Below are 18,373 nucleotides of genomic sequence, written 5' to 3' on the forward strand. Positions count from 1 at the left end.
TCCTTTTCACAGTAGTAATTACGATTCTATGTTTTTTTCTTCTATTATTTTATGATTTAAAGGTAACCAAAATGAAACAACGCTACCCTCCTCCACATTTTTGAATTTCAAGTTACTGCTAGAACCTAACAAACCTATTAAGCGTTGATTAATATTATATAAAGCTGTACCATTTCCCTTTTGGAGTTGTAGTGGTGCTTTTCCAAGCATGGTCATAATATTCGGAGGAAATCCTACCCCATTATCGCGAACCTGAAAATAAACACCATCACCTTTTCTTATTATGCTTACGTGTATATGTCCTTTCTTATTTATATTCTTTAGTCCATGTTGAACACTATTCTCTACTAAAGGTTGGAGTGTGGCCGGAGGTATTAAGGTAGTATCTATTCCATCTGCAATATGAAAATCTACTTTAATCTGATCGGGAAATCTCGCCCGTACAATTTCTAGATAAGCATACAAATGATCTAACTCATTTCTTAAAGATACTAAGGATTCACTGGCTATTTTTAAATTGGCACGCATATACTGACTAAGTTGCACTAATATAAACCTTGCCTGTTCAGGATTAACCCGTAGTAAAGAATGAATCAGATTAAACGTATTAAAGAGAAAATGAGGATTAATTTGAGCTTGAAGATTCCGCATTTCTGCTTCTTTTAGTAACTCTTTCATACGCACAGCTTCAAAACCACTAATTTGGTTGGAAATCAACGTACCCAACCCTTTTGCTAAAGTAGTTTCCACTGTCCTAATCTGCTGTGAATGACGAAAATATAAATTTATTAAACCGATAACTTCTCCAGATTGATATATAGGTATCATAATAGCGGTTTGCAATGGGCAATTTTTATAGCCACATCGAATATCTGTTTTATCGTAAGCAACCTGAATACTCCCTACCTCAATTGCCTTTTTAGATAGTTTCATCCTGTATGGCTCTCCAATATGATGATGGTCATCACCAAGCCCAACATGTGCTAAAACATGTTTACTATCCGTAATTGCAATTGCTGCTACATCCAATTCCTTGTATAGTAATTCAGCCATTTGTTTAGCATTCTGTGAGAATGAATGATCCCTTAGTAGTGGTAAAGCCTTCTCTGCAATAGATAAAGCACGGTTCGTTTCTATAGCTGCTTCTCTTTCTGTTTCATTAAGAGCTGCACGAATCATCGTAGTAAATATAGCTAAAGCAACTGAATTTGTAATGACCATGGGGATTCCAACCACATTTACTAGCTCCACCCCCATTAAGTGATTTGGTAGAAAGATTAATAGTAGCCCCATATGTAGTACAGGTGGAAAGATGCCAATAAATAGTGCTTTATTCGGGGCTATTACTCGATCTTCTGAGAAAAATTGACCAGTTTTACCTGTTATAACACCAGATAAAGGATTAATTAAACTATTTGCTAACCATCCCCCACCTCCAATTAAGACAATATAGGTACCAGATACCAATCCAGCACCTAACCCAACAAGGGGTCCTCCTAACAAACCAGCAATCATCACTACTACTAAACTAAAACCAATCAATACTTCATCCGATTCCACCCCCATCACCCAGACTTGCATAATTAATTCTTCCCCATGCATAACAACACCCGCATGAGTTCCTAAAATCCCCATTAACCCAAAAACCAAAGCATGATAAACGATTGTTTCCTTATTTATATCCCTGTCAAGTAACGACCGAAAACCGGGTATGCGGGTTAACATAAATACAAGGATTAACAACAAACCTATTCGCTGAAATAAAACAATAGTCAATTCAATCATCTTGCGGATCACCCCAAATTTTAAAGATGAATCCTTACAATATAATCCTCATTCTTTTTACTCTGCTTCATTCTGCTGAGCAATGATCCAATAATCGCACTTATAAAGGTACATGGAATCGTTACTATCCCAGGATTATATAAAGGGAAAATATGAAAGCCTTCAGGTCCTATAGTAACCAATAGGAAGGAACCAAAAAACCCAGTGAATAATCCAAAATATGCACCCATATGAGTAAAACGCTTCCAATAAAATGTAAGGAAAAGTAAAGGAAAAATAGTGGATGATGCAACGGAAAATGTGAGAGATACTAGAAAAGCGACATTTATATCTTCCATTCCAAGAGAAAGAGCAATCGATAAAAATCCCATGACGACTGCTGTTATACGAGCAATACGTAGTTGCTCTTTCTCACTCGATTTCTTATTCTTTAAAATATGAAAGTATATATCATGGGCGAAAAGGCTAGTAGTAGTAAAAACAAGGCCTGTTACAACAGCAATAATCGTTGCAAAAGCCACAGCCATGACAAAAGCTACAAGGAAATCACCACCTAATACATCCGCTAAAAGCAAGGCAGCTAAATTTCCAGTCTCGTCCATTACCATCAGTTTATCCCAACCAACAAGTGTGATTGTACCTAACCCTAAAACGAGGGTAATTATATAAAAAAAACCAATAATCCACGTTGCAGACAATACAGAAGTTCTTACCTCCACAGCATTTTTGACGGTTAAAAAACGGATTAGGATATGAGGAAGACCAGACGTACCAAGAATTAATGATAATAAAAGAGAAAGTCTTTCAATCGGATGCTGAAATAAATTACCCGCATAAAAAAACTGTTCACCACGTTCACTTTCTTTTATAACTTGGCCAATTAAATTTGAAAAATCCCAATTTAACCTAGATAGAAGAATAAACACTAGCAATAGACTACCAGCCATTAATAATACTGTTTTAATAATTTGCACCCATGACGTTGCAACCATTCCACCAAAAACAACATAAATAGTCATCAATATACCAATAATCCAGACAGATGCGGCATAATCAACATCTAATAATAATCGAATTAAAAGACCTGATGCGACTAATTGTGGAATCATATATAGTACAGAGATAATGATTCCGCTCATAGCGACAGCAAATCGTATCTTTTTCCCCGGAAAACGTGCAGCGATAACATCTCCCAATGAATAGATACTAAGCTTCTGAACTGGCTCTGCTATAAGAAGGAGTAGAATAACATAGGAAACGAGAAAACCCGTTGCATATAAAAACCCGTCATATCCATAAAAGGCTACTAATCCAGTGATGCCTAGAAAGGATGCCGCACTTATATAATCCCCTGCAATTGCTAGTCCATTTTGATAGCCAGTTAAACTTCCTGCAGCTACATAAAACTGATGTGTCGTTTTACTACGTTCTGCCGCCCAATGAGTAATGGTTAATGTACCGATAACGATAGCTAAGAAGAAAATAAAGTAAGTTAGATTCATCATATTACCTCGAACCTTTTCCTTTATTGATAATCTCATTTTTTTGATATTCATATACTTTAGCACGTTTTGAATACCACCAACCTACAAGCCACGTACCAATAAACAAGGAAAAAACATATAACCACGATAATAAAAGTAAATATTCCCCTAGAAAGTCTGGAAATTTGATAAAGAACAATGGAGCAAACAAATAATAAAAAATAAACAAAAACGATGTATAGAAATTTAATCGTATCCTTCTTCTGATTAGTTGCCGAAGTTCTTCATTATTATATAATTTTGATGGATCCATCATCCGCCCTTCACCCTCTTATATTTAAATAATTAGCTAGTGTGCATTTGTATGATAATTACTTTTTGTCAACCGTATTTATGTTATTTTTTATAAATTTCCCACAAAGCAAAATGGCACCACCTATTTTATTTAAAAAGGAATAGGACTAAGTAAAATTTTATACAATGATTATTGGCGTTAACTCCTATAATAATCTATGATTATAGTAAAATTATTATTTTCCATTGTATAGATACAGTGAATCTTCAATCAGAGAGAGGATTTCCTCTATAGCCCCACTGATTGTTAGATGATGAATCAGGAGTTTACTGGCTATTTGCCCCATTTCTATTTATCGAAATATCTTGAATTCTTGAAGTGAGGGTTTAACAGCCATTTCATCACGTGATAAAAAGAAAGGTGGCGTTTTTTTGAAAGAGAATTTTAAAATACTTGTTATGGGTGGAGACAATCGTTACGTCGAAGTTATTAAAAAGTTAGCTAGCAGTAATATAAGCGTATTTTTAACAGGATTTAACCAACTTTCATTTGAAGATTCCCATGTTAATCATTGTGAAATTGAAGAAATTGATTTTAGTAAAATGGATGCTATTTTATTACCGGTTGCCGGTACAGATTTAGAAGGCAACATAGAAGCCGTATATACGGATAAAACGGTCAAACTTTCTGAAGAAATGCTTAAAAAAACACCTCAACATTGTGTTATTTATACTGGCATAGCCAATGACTACTTACAGAATATAGCCAATACTACAAATCGTAAATTAGTACGTTTATTTACCCGAGATGATATTGCTATATATAATTCTATTCCAACATCTGAAGCAACATTACAACTAGCCATTGAGGAAACCGATGTAACCATACACGGTTCTAACGTTATCATTTTAGGGTTTGGAAGGGTTGGACTAACGATTGCGCGAAACTTTGCTTCGCTTGGGGCAAATGTTACAGTTTCTGCAAGAAAGCCTGAACATTTTGCACGTATTAGTGAAATGGGGTTAAAATCCATTCCAACTGACAATCTAAATAAGATTATCTCTCAAATGGATATCTGCATAAATACGATTCCATATCAAATAATAGACTCAGAGGTAATTGATAAAATGAAATCATCTTCCCTGATTATTGACCTTGCTTCCAAACCAGGCGGTACCGATTTTGAATATGCTAGTCAACAGGGTATAAAAGCAATACATGCACTTGGTTTACCAGGAAAAACTGCACCTAAAACTGCTGGGGAAATTATCGGTACGGTTCTATTAGAGATATTAGAAAATAACGAATAAGGCAATGTAAAAGGAGTAACGCTCTATGATCGCTGGAGCGCTACTCTTCTTTTTTCGTATCCAGTTTTAGTTTTAAGCGATTGGAAATAAAAGTGTAATTCTGTTTATAGTAGGTAACAATGATAAAAGATATCAAAAGAAAATCCGTAAAACCTAAATCAATAAAAATGGAGGTCATCATAATGAAAAAAAATATCATATTTGTATTAGCTTCTATCACGGTTCTACTGATTAATACTGCATGTACTGCAGGCGAAGAACAGGAAGATGAATTCCAAGAATCGGCTGAAACAGAAGCTAATGTGATATTTACCGATGAATTCATCATGTTTTCTTCTGAGGGTCAATTTGATAAAGCAATAGAATACCTTGATGAATCTTTGAGAGAAGAATTACCTCCTTCTGAACTCGAAGAGATATGGAATTCGATGGAGCAAGAATATGGATCCTTTGTAGGGAAAGAATTGGATTCATATGAGCAGAAAGCTAATGAGGATACTATTTTAATGAATGGTGAATTCGAAAATGGAAACGTTACGTTTGAATTCACCATTAATCAAAACGAGAAAATTACCGGTTTTACATACAATTAATTTTCACAAATAGAGGGATGCATTTTAGCACCCTCTTTTATTAGTGAGAGCAACAAAATCAACTATAATTTACTGTCTATTCAGAAACTATTTCCAATAAACTTTTCTTCCTGTTATAATTGTTAAAAAAATACGCTCCATTCTTTCCTAATCACCATAGTCTTAACAATAATTTTTGAAAGCAAAGGGCTGAAAGGAAAAAATAATGATACTTTTATTTTTACTTATTTTCTCACTTTGTTTCACATTTTTATGGATAAACTGGATATTTGGAAATAATAAGAAGAGCATCACGGTAGAATTAAACAAACATTATGTTGATACAGAAGAATATATAAAAGCAGTTCAAATTAAATTGGAAAACCAAGGTAGAAATGTTCAGTACAGGGGAAATCGTACATTTAGTATTGATGGAAAAGACTACATGTTACACGAATTACATATACCGAGTGGAATTATTCCTATACAGTACACTATTTTAAAAAGAATTACCAACTAGCCAAGACTTGAAGCAATATATATTTAAAATCTATCAGAAACATAATATTTTTCTCATATGACACGGTATGAATTTCATACCGTGTCTATCTGTATTTGAAACCTATTTACCCCAGCTATTATTAATATTTTACTATACTCCCCTTAATCCATCTCCATATTACCTGCTATTTTTTTACCTTATCTAATATCTAAAAAACCAAATGAAATATAAATGACGGCGATTCAAGATAGTACAAAAAAAATACAAACCTTATTGAACTTTTTGTGAAGAATTTCTCAAGGCATTGTCTTTTAATAAATAGGATAATAGTATAAACAGAGCAGGCTTTACAAGCATTTCATAAACAATTCAATAAATAAAACAACTCAAGAAAGGGGTAACCACATGAAATTTAAATGGCTTTTATTAACACTGTTTTTCACTATATCCACAGTGTTAATAGGATGCGAACCATTACTAGTTTTAGATCCAAAAGGACCTCAAGCCGAAACAACAGCAAATGTTATTTGGATATCCATCATTACGATGGCAGTTATTGTAATTGTTGTTTTTGTCCTATTAGTAATTATGTTAATTAAATATCGCGCTTCAAAGCAAAGTGAGGATTATGAACCACCACATATAGAAGGTAATCCAATTGTGGAGGGAATAATTGTCGGTATTCCAGTTCTAATCATCATTTTCCTTTCTATTGTATCTGTTAAATCCGTATATGAAGTAGAATCGGTACCTGATGGATATGAGGATCAAGAGCCATTAGTCATTTACGCTTCATCTTCCAACTGGAAATGGCATTTTAGTTACCCAGAACAAGATATTGAAACAGTAAACTATGTGTTCATTCCAACAAACCGTTCCATCGAATTTAGACTTTACTCTTTCGGTCCGATTACAAGTTTTTGGATACCACAGTTAGCAGGGCAAAAATATGCTATGGCTGATATGGTGACGAAGATTCATCTTGCCGCAGAAGCAGAAGGTGAATATTTAGGCCGTAACGCAAACTTCAGTGGAGAAGGTTTTGCTGAAAACACTTTTAATGTAACGGCATTATCACAAGACGAGTTTAATAAATGGGTTGATGAAATCCACAGTACAGCCGATGAATTAACAGAAAACAAGTTTAATAAACTACTAGAGCCTGGACATCTTGGACAATTAACTTATACTGGAACACATTTAGATTTCTCACCAGCGCCCGAAGGGGAACACGCTGGACATAATCATGGAGATGAAAATAAATCTGATTCTGAGGCACATTCAAATAACGATTCATCAGAACATGCTAACCATGAACAACATAAATAATTTTCGGGTTTGATACCAACTAGAACGAACAAATTATAAGATTCTCGAAAGGAGTCTCAAACATGGAGTTTTTTGAAAGATTCGCCGTCCCTCATCCAAGTCCATTGATTTATGCATCAATGGTTGCGATTGGCTTAACACTTATCGCGATTATTGTAGGTATAACGTATTTCAAAAAATGGGGATACTTATGGCGTGAATGGTTAACCACTGTTGACCATAAACGTATTGGAATTATGTATATTATTTCAGCTATATTAATGCTTTTCCGTGGTGGTGCGGATGCTGTTATGATGCGCTTACAAACCGCGGTACCGGAAAATACATTCCTAGATGCCCAACACTATAATGAAGTATTTACAACACATGGGGTTGTCATGATTATCTTTATGGCAATGGCATTTATTATTGGAATGATGAACTTTGTAGTACCACTTCAAATTGGTGCACGTGACGTAGCGTTCCCACGATTAAATGCAATAAGTTTCTGGTTGTACTTTGCGGGAGCAATGCTGTTTAACGTTTCATTTGTTATCGGTGGTTCACCTGATGCAGGATGGACCAACTATTACCCGCTAGCGAGTACCGACTTTAGCACTTCTGTTGGAGTTAACTACTATAATTGGGCCTTACAGATTTCTGGTCTTGGTACATTGATGACCGGTATTAACTTTATTGTAACTATATTTAAGATGCGAGCACCTGGCATGAAGTTAATGAAAATGCCAATGTTTACTTGGTCCGCCTTAATAACGAATGCAATTATCGTTTTTGCCTTTCCTGTTCTAACCATTGCATTATTAATGGGGACATTCGACCGCCAGTTTGGTACTAATTTCTTTACATCCGTTAACGGTGGTATGGACATGATGTGGGCCAACCTATTTTGGGTTTGGGGACACCCAGAAGTGTATATATTAATATTACCGGCTTTCGGTATTTATAGTGAGATTTTTGCCACTTTCTCACGACGTAATTTATATGGGTATAAATCTATGGTGGGATCAATGGTTATTATATCCCTACTATCATTTACAGTATGGTTGCACCATTTCTTTACAATGGGGCAAAATGCTTTTACAAACAGTGTTTTCTCTGTTACAACTATGGCGATTGCCATTCCAACAGGGATTAAAATTTTTAACTGGCTATTAACCATGTGGAAAGGGAAAATTGTGTTTACCGTACCAATGCTTTACTCCATTGCCTTTATACCACTCTTTACAATAGGTGGAGTAACTGGGGTTATGCTTGGAATGGCAAGTGCGGACTACCAATATCATAATACAATGTTCCTTGTTGCACACTTCCATAATGTTATTATTCCTGGTGTTGTATTTGCAATGTTGGCAGGGCTCACATATTGGTGGCCGAAAATGTTCGGATTTATGTTAAATGAAAGAATAGGAAAATGGGCATTCTGGAATCTTGTTATAGGTTTCTGCTTGGCATTCTTACCTATGTATATTACTGGTTTAGACGGACAAGCACGCCGAATGTACACATACTCTGAAGCAACAGGATTTGGTCCATTAAACATGGTATCATTTATTGGTGCTGGTCTGATGGCAATCAGCTTTGTCCTAATTGTCTATAACGTATACTATAGTTTCCGATATGCTCCAAGAAATGTAGGAGATGATCCTTGGAATGCACGTTCTTTAGAATGGGCAACACATAACCCAGTTCCCGAATATAATTATGCGATTACACCGCAAGTTGATTCATTTCAAGCTTTCTGGGATTACAAAAAGAACGGTCATCAGCTGTTTAGTAATGAGTTAAAAGAAATTCACATGCCTAATAATAGTGGTATGCCAATAATTATGGCTGGTTTCTTCTTCCTATTTGGATTTTCATTTGTATTCTTTATCTGGCCTGGTGTAATCCTCTCTGCAATAGGTATCTTTGGTTGTATGATTTACCGTACTTTTGAGAAGGATGACGGACATCACATACCAGTCAAGGAAATAAAAGAGACAGAAGAGAAATTTGGAGGTGCTAAACAATGAAGATAGATCACTCGTTACCTCTAGAATATAGCACTGAACAAAACCGTATGAATATCCTTGGTTTTTGGATATTCTTAGGTGCCGAAATTATGCTTTTCGCAACGTTATTTACCACTTACTTCGTTTATGAAAATCGTGTGGGTAATGGACCATCTGGGGGCGAAATTTTTGAAATAACTCCTGTTTTATTTGAGACCATTATCCTTTTAACAAGTAGTTTTACCATCGGTCTTGCCGTTCATGCCATGCGAATTAATCGTACAAAAGCTATGCTTGCCTTTTTAGGTATAACGCTTCTATTGGGTTTAGGATTCCTTGGTATTGAAATATACGAGTTTGTTCATTATTACCATGTTGGAGCGACCCTACAGACTAGTGCGTTTACAGCTATACTACTTACTACTTTAGGAACACATGGTGCTCACGTAACATTCGGTTTGTTCTGGGGTATATTCATCATCATGCAAATTAAAAAGCGTGGATTAACTCCAGAAACAGCTAATAAATCCTTTATTTTCTCATTATATTGGCACTTTCTAGATGTTATTTGGATTTTCATCTTTAGCTTCATCTATTTGAAAGGACTGATGTAAAATGAAAGAATTATTTCCGATGAAACAGGTAAATGGATTTATCTTCTCACTACTACTTACTGTCATTGCATTGAGTGTTTATTTCATGGATATGTCCTATCAAGTAGGGATGACCATTCTGCTTGTAACAGCCTTTATACAAGCAACTGTACAATTCGTCTTATTCATGCATGCTGGTGAAACGAAAGATAAAGGTTCTATTTATCTAAGTACAATTTATGGAGTGCTCATTGCTTTATTTACCGTCTTTGGATCATTATTAGCAATGGTTTGGGGATATATGTTTTAATCAAAAGCGTAAGCGACTGTATGATAACGTATGATTGGAATATTTCCAAGTCATTAAAACTTTCTTACCCCTATCACAATAAAACTGACCATCCGTCGATGAATACCGATGATGGTCAGTTTTTATTAATTTCAGCTAATACCATCACATTATCCATCTTTCCTTCGTTTTAGCACTTCTTCTGTTGCCACTAAAAATAGCCCCATAATGAATATGAATACACCGCCCATAATGGTCCCATAACCAATTCCAAGCACATTATAGAAACCGTTTACAAAACCGTACAAGAATAAGAATGTTCCTAACGCAAGTAATGGTACACAAACAAACTTTGTTACATTTAAAATTTGTGGATTAGTAAACATTTCCATCAATCCCCCTTTTCTTATATTATTCCTTTTGTTCACACTTTTGTCAAATAAATTTAAACATTTTACAAAAAATGTTAATTATCCATTGACAAATATCTCTCTTTATTTTATGACGTTCATTTATGATTAGTACCGTCAATTTTTTATTTCAAAGCACGGATTTGCGATATTGTTATTTTCATTTTGCTCTCCAGTTTACAAGACAACGTACCACCTCGAAATTAAACCATCTCCCTCCCTTAAAACTAGATTATTAATCTAATATAGTAGCCTTTTTTTCTATTTTCTATACGAGTGACACATTCGTTTTTAATATTCTTTCGTAGCTTAAAAGAAAGAATATTAGAAAGGAATGTTTTCAAATGCTAAGTTTTTCTATGATTCAATTGGTCAGAAAAAACGGACATAAGCTTGATAAAGAGCTTCGTCATCAGTTTGTACAATTTTACCGACCTTTTAAAACCATTCCTTGTTTTCTTCACAGTCCTCTTGAACGTATTCGGAAAAAGACGAAAAAACTACCAGTCTTAATTGAATTTGAAGATGGTTGCTATGATATGGGACTAAATGATGTAAAACGTACAAGATGTAAGGAGCTTCATGAGTTCTCAAGTTTATCTAGTTGTTCCGCTAAAATGTCGGTAGAGAGTATTGAGCAGCTATTAAATAATCATAATACAATTAAGAAAATATATTATGATCGAAATGTAACCGCATTGCTGGATGTTGCTTCTCCAGCCATACGAGCAGATCAACTTAAACAGACAGGTTTAACAGGAAAAGATGTTAATATTGCAATTATTGACACAGGTATTCACCCTCACGAAGATATACAGGGCAGAATTGTTGCCTTTCAAGACTTTATCAATAATCGCTCTGCACCATACGATGACAATGGACACGGTACACACTGTGCTGGGGATGCAGCTGGTAACGGCGCAATGTCTGGTGGTGAGTATCAAGGACCAGCACCGGAAGCAAATTTAATTGGTGTCAAAGTTTTAGATAAAATGGGTTCAGGCTCTTTATCCACTGTTATAGCAGGAATTAATTGGTGTATAGAAAATAAATCCCTACTTGATATTGATATCCTTTCCCTTTCGCTAGGTTCAGATGCTGTCGAATCTGCTGCTGATGATCCCGTTGTAGCAGCTGTTGAAACTGCCTGGGATATGGGGATTACCGTTGTCGTGGCAGCAGGTAACTCCGGTCCTACAGAAGGTACCATAGCTAGTCCCGGAATTAGCCAAAAGGTCATAACTGTTGGTGCTGCAAATGATAATGATTCAATTGACCGTTCAGATGATAGTGTAGCTAACTTTTCAAGTCGTGGTCCAACTATAGATGGTCTTATAAAACCTGACTTAATCACTCCCGGAGTAAATATTACTTCATTAAGATCCCCTAACTCCTTTATAGACAAAACCAATAAAGGGGCACGAGTTGATACAAACTATATCTCTTTATCCGGTACCTCTATGGCAACTCCGATTTGTGCTGGTGTAGTAGCACAGCTACTTCAGCAAAATCCAAATCTTTCTCCAGATGATGTAAAAACAAAGCTTATAGAAGCTAGTATCCATATGGGACAACCACCTACTTCCCAAGGAAATGGTTATCTAGATGCTAGTCTTCTCATTTCGGATTAAATACTAACGCTGAACCGCCCTATAAAGTACTAATAAAAGTAACACTGAAGATTTTGTATTTCTATAATTTTAAAATGCTCAGATACTGTTCTGAGCATTTTTCTACTTTGCCGTCCTATTATTATTCTTTGATTTTCCTTCTGGGATGACACGATCAATATCTAAATATGGCTTTCCTCTTAGGATATCACTTGAAAATGCCTTCATCGACTGTTCCTTTTGATCTTTTCCCATTTCAAAACCTCCAGATATTAGAGTTCCCTTTCATCAATAGTATTACCAACCTTCCCCTGTTCATTCCCACTTAAAGTGAACCTTCAATCAGTGGGGTTTTCTTTCATCTCCCACTGATTGAACCATTACTTGTTTCTGCGTCTTTTTCCACATCCACATCCTGCTTTTTTCACTCTTCTTCTACTAGGACGCTTCACCTTTGTATATCTTTTTTGTTCGTTCATAGTAATACAATTCCTCCTCTTCTTATGCTCCATTCATTAACCTGCCAACTAAAGTCTCAATAATTCCGGCAGCGCCAGCTATGGCAAGAATAGAAATAAGTACCTCCGTACCTTCTGGCCATATATAATACAAACCAATGAGTAACCCTGAACACCAAATCCCTGAACACCAATAACAGCTCAGTAGTTCCCCTATCCAATACCTTAAACCAGTCCCTTTGATCTGGATATATGTTACTACACTTCCATCAGGTTCTGATTCTTCCATTTCCTCGTGGAATGGCGCTCTAATAAATGCTGTTATTTTATCAAACACAAAGAGTCTTGTAAGTCGAAATGCAGCTAAAACAAATAATAAAAAACCCAATCCTGTTGTGAACATATTTGCATCTCCTACTTGAAAATCAATATGATAAAGAATACCTACCCTATTCTATGGCATTAGTATAAATTCGTTTATGATAAATGCCCATAAAAATAAGAAATCCGTGATGGAGATGGGATTGCTCTCCAACCCTGGACTTCTTACTGAAAATGGACCGATTTAATATGGTGTAAATTGATTAATACCGGGTCCTCCCTTGCTGTAGCTAACTCTAAATAGTTATCAGAAATCCTTTTTAATTGTCCTATTTTATCTGTAGCTAACCCTAGATCTAAAACAATAATTTGACCTTTCAATTTTTCTAATTGTATCGCCAAAGTTCTTGCTAGTGTAATATTAGATGGCTTTACTGGAAACTTTTCTCTTTCTAATGCATATGGAGTCTGGTGTCTATGGTATGGAATGAGCCATTTAAGATGTTTGAAGGGAATAAACATTGTTTTGTATACAGGAGAATAAAAAACGAAGTAATCATTTAAGATGCTGGTAACATAACCATGAATTGTTTCCGTATCAGTTACGGAAATTTCAGCGAAAATTCCTTTGGATGTGGTTAGAACTTTACGAATGGAGAGATGATCCGTAATTTGAATCTCATCTTCTTTATTCATTCTAATGTCTTCACCATCGGCATTTTTTATTTTTTGGATATGCATATATGGTATATAAACATAATCTTCACCATTATAAATCACAATGACATCTGAACCCTGTTCAAGCAAAAGTCCAAAATGACGTTTTTTTCCTGAAAGCTTTACTTCTATTTGCTTTTGGATATAACTATTGAGCAGATTCATTAGTATAATCCCTCCTTAAACAGTAATCCGCACCAGAATTACCGTTTCGTTTCATAGTGAATCCCTGCTAAAATAATTAGTACTAAACCTGAAGAAGTTAAACGGGGGCATATTATATCCCCCCTTTTCTTCAATTTTGAAAAAACGGTGAATGTCTATCTGTATCGATGTTTTCTTCTTGCTGCTGAACTTCTGTAAACTACTTTTTTCTTCGAAGTTGAATGGTTACCATCGTGTTTATTTTCATATTTATTTATCATCTTGAAAGAACTTAAACAATGGTCTGCTTTCTTTTGTTCTTCTTTGTGTTTATCACTATGCTTTTTATCTATCTTTCCATTATCAGAATGAGTGTGTTTCTCTTCCTTTTTACCGAACTTAGTGGTGTCTTTTCTTACCTTGTTAGTATCGCAATGTTTTTCTTCTCTACCACTCTTACCTTTTTTACCTTCCATTACTTTATTACTAGATAAATAGGAAATTTGGGATAACGGAATAAGTGAAATTTCATCCTTCATAATAAATAAAATACTTGAGGAATTAACTTTACTAATAAATCCTTGAATCGTTTTAACTCCTTCTCTTGTTATCTTTACCCAGTTGTTTTCGTATGCTTCCAATAAACTTATAAAATCATAACGATCTGTATATGCAATATCAGAAACATCTTCCGCTGCAATGTCTTTGGTACTTCTCGTTAATCCCCTAATTTTATCATGTTTAATATAGTGAATGAATTCATCTTCATCTTTTAATACAATATGATCATGGTTATTTTCTAAAAATAACCCCTTTATTTTATCCATATTGACATCGGGATAAGTGACTTTCACTTCAAATCCCTTGAAGTGATTCATCTCTTTGTAGTACTCTTTCAAAACTTTTACCCCCTCTATTAATCAGTAAAGGACTTGATTAATCCTTTGTACTCATCTCACCAATAGAAACATTTTTGATATGCTTAATGAAAATTCGAACAACTTCCTTGTTATCTACAATAGTTAATATCCCGTCATCTACTTCATTTACAATCCCGTCTACTTTCTCATTACCACCACGATTAATTTGAATCCAATCATACTTGCACGTCTCTAACAATTTCATAAAATTTTCAGGAAGGTACTCGGCTGAATCCAATACTTTTACATCTAAGTTATAATTGTGCTTTACGTTTTCTGTAATACTTTTAATATGCTTTGTTTGATAATAAACTACCCCATCATCCTTTGTTAACAGGGCAATATAGTCATCTTTTACAGCAACCAATTTTCCAACCTTAGATTCGGAACCGCCACGATTGACTTGGACAACTTTATCTCTTAAAGCCTTAAATATCATCGTTTTTTCCATCGCTCATTCGTCTCCTTTTCTAAAAAAATTTCTATGCGTTTTCCCTGTATGTATATGCATCCTATAAGGACGTCGCACTATGCAAATGCCCGATTTCCCTATAATGATTAGAAGGCCTATCACTAGAAACCTCCACCATTTTAAGGACTTTCTTATTGATTAGCCTTCTTAAACTATTAAAATAATTAACCCGACACCTTTCATAGGCAAAGACATAAATATGAATAGGAAGAAACAATAAAAAACACAGGTGTTAATAAACTACAAGGGGGATGAATTTGAGTATCATTCAAACAGATAAGTGGATAGCTGATTTTTATGATGATCCAAAGGCTTTATGTAAGAAATTGCATGGTTATTTTAATGGCATATCTCCCGAAGAAATTTTCCACCATCTAATCCAGCATGGTATGTACAGATACCCATTAAAAAATGATGAGAATTTTATAGACTATCTACAAAATATGAAAATCTATCAAAATATTAAAAAGGAACATTTGTACCTTATGGATAAGTGGAATGGACCAGATATCCCGATTTTCATACTCCCATCAGATAGAACGAGCCGGAGACTGAAAAACGAATATAATGGAAAATCAGGACTCGCCTTTAAAGATAAGTTATTTCTTTTTCTTTCAGAAGAAAATACAATGAGCGAGCTAAGAGCATTATTTACACATGAATACAATCATGTTTGTAGACTATTACATTCTCCTGTAAAAGAAGAGAATTTTACCTTGTTGGATACAATTATTTTAGAGGGGTTAGCAGAAAATGCTGTTCAACAATCATTTAATAAAACATATCTTGCACCCTGGACCACATATTATTCTGAGCAGCAATTACGAACGTTTTGGAGAAAGTATATTCTTCCCCATAAGGAACTAGCTATTCACACAAGAAAGCATCATGAACTTTTATATGGCCTTAACTTTTATCCTCGTATGCTAGGATATTCTGTTGGTTATTATCTTGTAAATATATATTTAGAAGAGAGCAATGATTCCATAAAAAATCTACTATCCATTGACTCCAAAACAATTGCTAAAACATTGGAGATTAAAGATGAAGATAGGAATTATTAGCCCAAATCACAGGAATTTGGGGAAATGCCCATGTCAAGCAAACACCTATAACATATAGTAATTGTGTAAATCACTTGGAGGTGATGTTTGAATGGGTGAAAAATTTAATGAAGGATATGGTAGCGGGTTTGCTTTAATCGTTGTGCTATTTATCCTTTTAATCATTGTAGGTTCGGCATACGTTGGTTACTAAATAATAAATTTAAAAGAATCATTAAAGTTTGTTAAAGGAGGAATAAATATTATGAGTTGTGGATGCGGATATGGACACGGTGGATTCAATCATGGTTATGGTTACGGTGGAGGATACGGAGCTGGAAACGGTTTTGCGTTAATCGTTGTACTATTTATCCTACTAATTATTGTAGGAGCAGCTTGGCTGTAAAATAATCTAACTAAACATCTCTTACACTAAATATAAAGACACTATCATTAACTTACACTCTACTAGTAAAATCCTACAAAGCGAGGACTCCCTTTCCTTATATAGACCGCTGGTAATTAAGCCAGCGGTATTTTGTTTGTTTCCGCTCTCCAGGAAAAAACAACGTACTATTTTCCACAATGACATAATCTTAAAAAGAAATTTTATTCATCATACTAAAATTGAAATTTATCAACATTTTCGTTACACTTATTCCGAAAGAATGTAAACTAATATAAAGATAGGTGACAGATTTGACTGATTTTACACATTTTAATGAGCATGGCCGAGCAAAAATGGTTGATATTACGAATAAGAAAGAATCATCTAGAAAAGCAATTGCAAGGTCCAGTATTCAACTGAATCAGGATGTATATGAAAATATCACTCTACAAAAAAATAAAAAAGGTGATGTTTTATCCGTCGCTCAGGTTGCAGGAATCATGGCAGCAAAACAAACATCTACACTGATTCCGATGTGTCACCCCATCCCCATCAGCGGAGTAGATCTAACATTTAACTGGCAATCAAAAGAAAACCATATGTATGAACTCATTATAGTGTCAGAAGTGAAGACTAAAGGTAGTACCGGTGTAGAAATGGAAGCCTTAACGGCGGCATCAGTAGCTGCATTAACCGTTTATGATATGTGCAAAGCTGTTGACAAAGGGATGGTCATTGGAGAGACCTACCTCCTAGAAAAAAGTGGTGGTAAAAGCGGTGATTTTAAAAGAGAATAGTTCAAGGCTGGGACATAACCAAAGTATCTTACTCAAGTGACGAACAATGAATTGCATAACGAAATACACGTAGAAAATGCACTCGCTTTTTCTCACGTAGATGCTTCTGTGTCGAAGCATTCTTAGCCCTACATGGATGAGAAATCTAGGTAAGTCACACTAAGGTACGCAAAAGTATATTTCCGGGACGGCTTTTAGCACCAATCATGTTCTGGTTCTGCGTTGAAAAAATAATTTTGTCCCAGCTCATTTTTCTCTTATGCAATCCCGTAAAACATATCAGGTGTCCCCACGAATACGATTGATAATGAATAACAATAGAAAAGAGAAGCTGATGCTAATCCATACATAATACCATGCAATATTGGTTGCTCCTGTTTCAATAGCGAGATATATTGCTGTTGGAATGGTTTGCGTTTTCCCTGGAATATTCCCTGCAAACATTAGTGTTGCACCAAATTCTCCAAATCCACGTGTAAATCCAAGTACAACACCTGTTAAGATAGAACGGAAGGATAAGGGAATTACTATCTTCCACAAAATGACCCATTCTGTTGCTCCATCTACCTGAGCAGCACCAATAATATTAGAATCAACAGATAAAAAACCTGTCTTAATTGACTGATACATAAGCGGAAATGCAACTACCGCAGCTGCGATAACTGCAGCGGTTGTCGTAAATAAAAGACTATTTCCTGTTATGCTTTCAATAGCTTGTCCAACCCAACTATTTCTCCCAAAAATAATAATTAATAAAAATCCAATGACCGTTGGTGGTAGAACAAGAGGAAGAAAAAATATGGTTTCAATAATAGCTTTACCCTTCCTATGCTTCTTTGTCATCCAAAATGCTGCAAGAATGGCGAGAATAAACGTCCATATCGTAGCCACAGTGGCAACATAAAAGGATAATTGGACGGGATACCAGGACCATTGCATATTC

At 35.1% G+C, this 18,373-nt stretch carries 22 protein-coding genes and 1 pseudogene; 12 read left to right on the plus strand and 11 right to left on the minus strand.

The window, feature by feature from the left end; translation table 11 throughout:
- Window positions 1-18: 18 nt before the first annotated feature.
- The 3 genes from CAO17_RS09460 to CAO17_RS09470 are packed head-to-tail and all read right to left on the minus strand — an operon-like array spanning window position 19 to window position 3,582.
- Entirely contained in the window at window positions 19-1,785 is a 1,767-nt protein-coding gene (locus CAO17_RS09460) for a LytS/YhcK type 5TM receptor domain-containing protein (protein WP_085992577.1), read from the minus strand.
- Window positions 1,786-1,805: 20 nt separating this feature from the next.
- Entirely contained in the window at window positions 1,806-3,287 is a 1,482-nt protein-coding gene (locus CAO17_RS09465; RefSeq protein ID WP_218775597.1) for a solute symporter family protein, read from the minus strand.
- Window positions 3,288-3,291: 4 nt separating this feature from the next.
- The gene (locus CAO17_RS09470; protein ID WP_179151923.1) at window positions 3,292-3,582 is read right to left on the minus strand and encodes a DUF485 domain-containing protein; all 291 of its coding nucleotides are present in this window, start codon (window positions 3,580-3,582) and stop codon (window positions 3,292-3,294) included.
- A gap of 413 nt (window positions 3,583-3,995) precedes the next feature.
- Here CAO17_RS09470 and dpsA point away from each other — a divergent pair, with 413 nt between their 5' ends.
- Window positions 3,996-4,874 (plus strand): dipicolinate synthase subunit DpsA, encoded by an 879-nt coding sequence (dpsA, locus tag CAO17_RS09475; protein WP_085992579.1) that lies wholly within the window; start codon window positions 3,996-3,998, stop codon window positions 4,872-4,874.
- Window positions 4,875-4,914: 40 nt separating this feature from the next.
- Here the strand turns inward: dpsA and CAO17_RS21375 are convergent, their stop codons facing one another.
- A complete protein-coding gene (locus tag CAO17_RS21375; RefSeq protein WP_218775552.1) occupies window positions 4,915-5,052 on the minus strand; it encodes a hypothetical protein in 138 nt (45 codons plus the stop codon).
- Between the two features lie 4 nt (window positions 5,053-5,056).
- Here CAO17_RS21375 and CAO17_RS09480 point away from each other — a divergent pair, with 4 nt between their 5' ends.
- From CAO17_RS09480 to qoxD, 6 genes are all read left to right on the plus strand, one after another.
- Window positions 5,057-5,467 carry a DUF3887 domain-containing protein gene (locus tag CAO17_RS09480; RefSeq protein ID WP_179151924.1) on the plus strand — a complete coding sequence of 137 codons (411 nt, stop codon included), beginning with the start codon at window positions 5,057-5,059 and terminating at the stop codon, window positions 5,465-5,467.
- A gap of 205 nt (window positions 5,468-5,672) precedes the next feature.
- The gene (locus tag CAO17_RS09485) at window positions 5,673-5,966 is read left to right on the plus strand and encodes a hypothetical protein (RefSeq protein ID WP_085992581.1); all 294 of its coding nucleotides are present in this window, start codon (window positions 5,673-5,675) and stop codon (window positions 5,964-5,966) included.
- Between the two features lie 387 nt (window positions 5,967-6,353).
- Window positions 6,354-7,277 (plus strand): cytochrome aa3 quinol oxidase subunit II, encoded by a 924-nt coding sequence (gene qoxA, locus CAO17_RS09490; RefSeq protein WP_085992582.1) that lies wholly within the window; start codon window positions 6,354-6,356, stop codon window positions 7,275-7,277.
- A gap of 62 nt (window positions 7,278-7,339) precedes the next feature.
- Window positions 7,340-9,289 (plus strand): cytochrome aa3 quinol oxidase subunit I, encoded by a 1,950-nt coding sequence (gene qoxB, locus CAO17_RS09495; protein ID WP_085992583.1) that lies wholly within the window; start codon window positions 7,340-7,342, stop codon window positions 9,287-9,289.
- Window positions 9,286-9,882 carry a cytochrome aa3 quinol oxidase subunit III gene (gene qoxC, locus CAO17_RS09500; protein WP_085992584.1) on the plus strand — a complete coding sequence of 199 codons (597 nt, stop codon included), beginning with the start codon at window positions 9,286-9,288 and terminating at the stop codon, window positions 9,880-9,882. The genes qoxB and qoxC overlap by 4 nt, the downstream gene beginning before the upstream one ends.
- 1 nt (window position 9,883) lies before the next feature.
- Window positions 9,884-10,171, plus strand: coding sequence for a cytochrome aa3 quinol oxidase subunit IV (gene qoxD / locus CAO17_RS09505; RefSeq protein ID WP_085992585.1), 288 nt, complete (start codon window positions 9,884-9,886; stop codon window positions 10,169-10,171).
- Window positions 10,172-10,320: 149 nt separating this feature from the next.
- On the opposite strand, the gene CAO17_RS09510 is transcribed toward qoxD, so the two are convergent.
- Window positions 10,321-10,536: a hypothetical protein gene (locus tag CAO17_RS09510; protein ID WP_085994449.1), complete on the minus strand. Its 216-nt coding sequence runs from the start codon at window positions 10,534-10,536 to the stop codon at window positions 10,321-10,323.
- 368 nt (window positions 10,537-10,904) lie between these two features.
- Here CAO17_RS09510 and CAO17_RS09515 point away from each other — a divergent pair, with 368 nt between their 5' ends.
- Entirely contained in the window at window positions 10,905-12,191 is a 1,287-nt protein-coding gene (locus CAO17_RS09515; RefSeq protein WP_085992586.1) for a S8 family peptidase, read from the plus strand.
- 102 nt (window positions 12,192-12,293) lie between these two features.
- Here the strand turns inward: CAO17_RS09515 and CAO17_RS21885 are convergent, their stop codons facing one another.
- The 5 genes from CAO17_RS21885 to CAO17_RS09535 form a co-directional block, all read right to left on the minus strand.
- A complete protein-coding gene (locus tag CAO17_RS21885; RefSeq protein WP_281252932.1) occupies window positions 12,294-12,425 on the minus strand; it encodes a hypothetical protein in 132 nt (43 codons plus the stop codon).
- A gap of 246 nt (window positions 12,426-12,671) precedes the next feature.
- Window positions 12,672-13,031 (minus strand): DUF1360 domain-containing protein, encoded by a 360-nt coding sequence (locus CAO17_RS09520; protein ID WP_085992587.1) that lies wholly within the window; start codon window positions 13,029-13,031, stop codon window positions 12,672-12,674.
- 143 nt (window positions 13,032-13,174) lie between these two features.
- The gene (locus tag CAO17_RS09525) at window positions 13,175-13,831 is read right to left on the minus strand and encodes a DUF2642 domain-containing protein (RefSeq protein WP_085992588.1); all 657 of its coding nucleotides are present in this window, start codon (window positions 13,829-13,831) and stop codon (window positions 13,175-13,177) included.
- 155 nt (window positions 13,832-13,986) lie between these two features.
- Window positions 13,987-14,709 (minus strand): hypothetical protein, encoded by a 723-nt coding sequence (locus CAO17_RS09530; protein WP_085992589.1) that lies wholly within the window; start codon window positions 14,707-14,709, stop codon window positions 13,987-13,989.
- A gap of 37 nt (window positions 14,710-14,746) precedes the next feature.
- Complete coding sequence (locus tag CAO17_RS09535) at window positions 14,747-15,181, minus strand: hypothetical protein (RefSeq protein ID WP_085992590.1); 435 nt, start codon at window positions 15,179-15,181, stop codon at window positions 14,747-14,749.
- A 278-nt stretch (window positions 15,182-15,459) separates the two neighbouring features.
- Here CAO17_RS09535 and CAO17_RS09540 point away from each other — a divergent pair, with 278 nt between their 5' ends.
- The 4 genes and pseudogenes from CAO17_RS09540 (at window position 15,460) to moaC (ending at window position 17,430) form a co-directional block, all read left to right on the plus strand.
- Window positions 15,460-16,266, plus strand: a complete 807-nt coding sequence (locus tag CAO17_RS09540; protein WP_085992591.1) for a DUF2268 domain-containing putative Zn-dependent protease — start codon at window positions 15,460-15,462, stop codon at window positions 16,264-16,266.
- Between the two features lie 91 nt (window positions 16,267-16,357).
- Window positions 16,358-16,459 carry a YjcZ family sporulation protein gene (locus tag CAO17_RS09545; RefSeq protein ID WP_085992592.1) on the plus strand — a complete coding sequence of 34 codons (102 nt, stop codon included), beginning with the start codon at window positions 16,358-16,360 and terminating at the stop codon, window positions 16,457-16,459.
- 108 nt (window positions 16,460-16,567) lie between these two features.
- Window positions 16,568-16,651, plus strand: a pseudogene (locus CAO17_RS22105) (YjcZ family sporulation protein); the annotation flags it as partial.
- A gap of 293 nt (window positions 16,652-16,944) precedes the next feature.
- On the plus strand, window positions 16,945-17,430 hold the full coding sequence (gene moaC, locus CAO17_RS09555; RefSeq protein WP_085992594.1) for a cyclic pyranopterin monophosphate synthase MoaC: 486 nt from the start codon (window positions 16,945-16,947) through the stop codon (window positions 17,428-17,430).
- A gap of 279 nt (window positions 17,431-17,709) precedes the next feature.
- Here moaC and modB read toward each other — a convergent pair whose 3' ends face one another.
- Entirely contained in the window at window positions 17,710-18,369 is a 660-nt protein-coding gene (modB, locus tag CAO17_RS20710; RefSeq protein WP_143833740.1) for a molybdate ABC transporter permease subunit, read from the minus strand.
- Window positions 18,370-18,373: the final 4 nt, after the last annotated feature.

The sequence above is a fragment of the Oceanobacillus senegalensis genome, assembly GCF_900176885.1.
Lineage (GTDB): Bacteria > Bacillota > Bacilli > Bacillales > Amphibacillaceae > Oceanobacillus > Oceanobacillus senegalensis.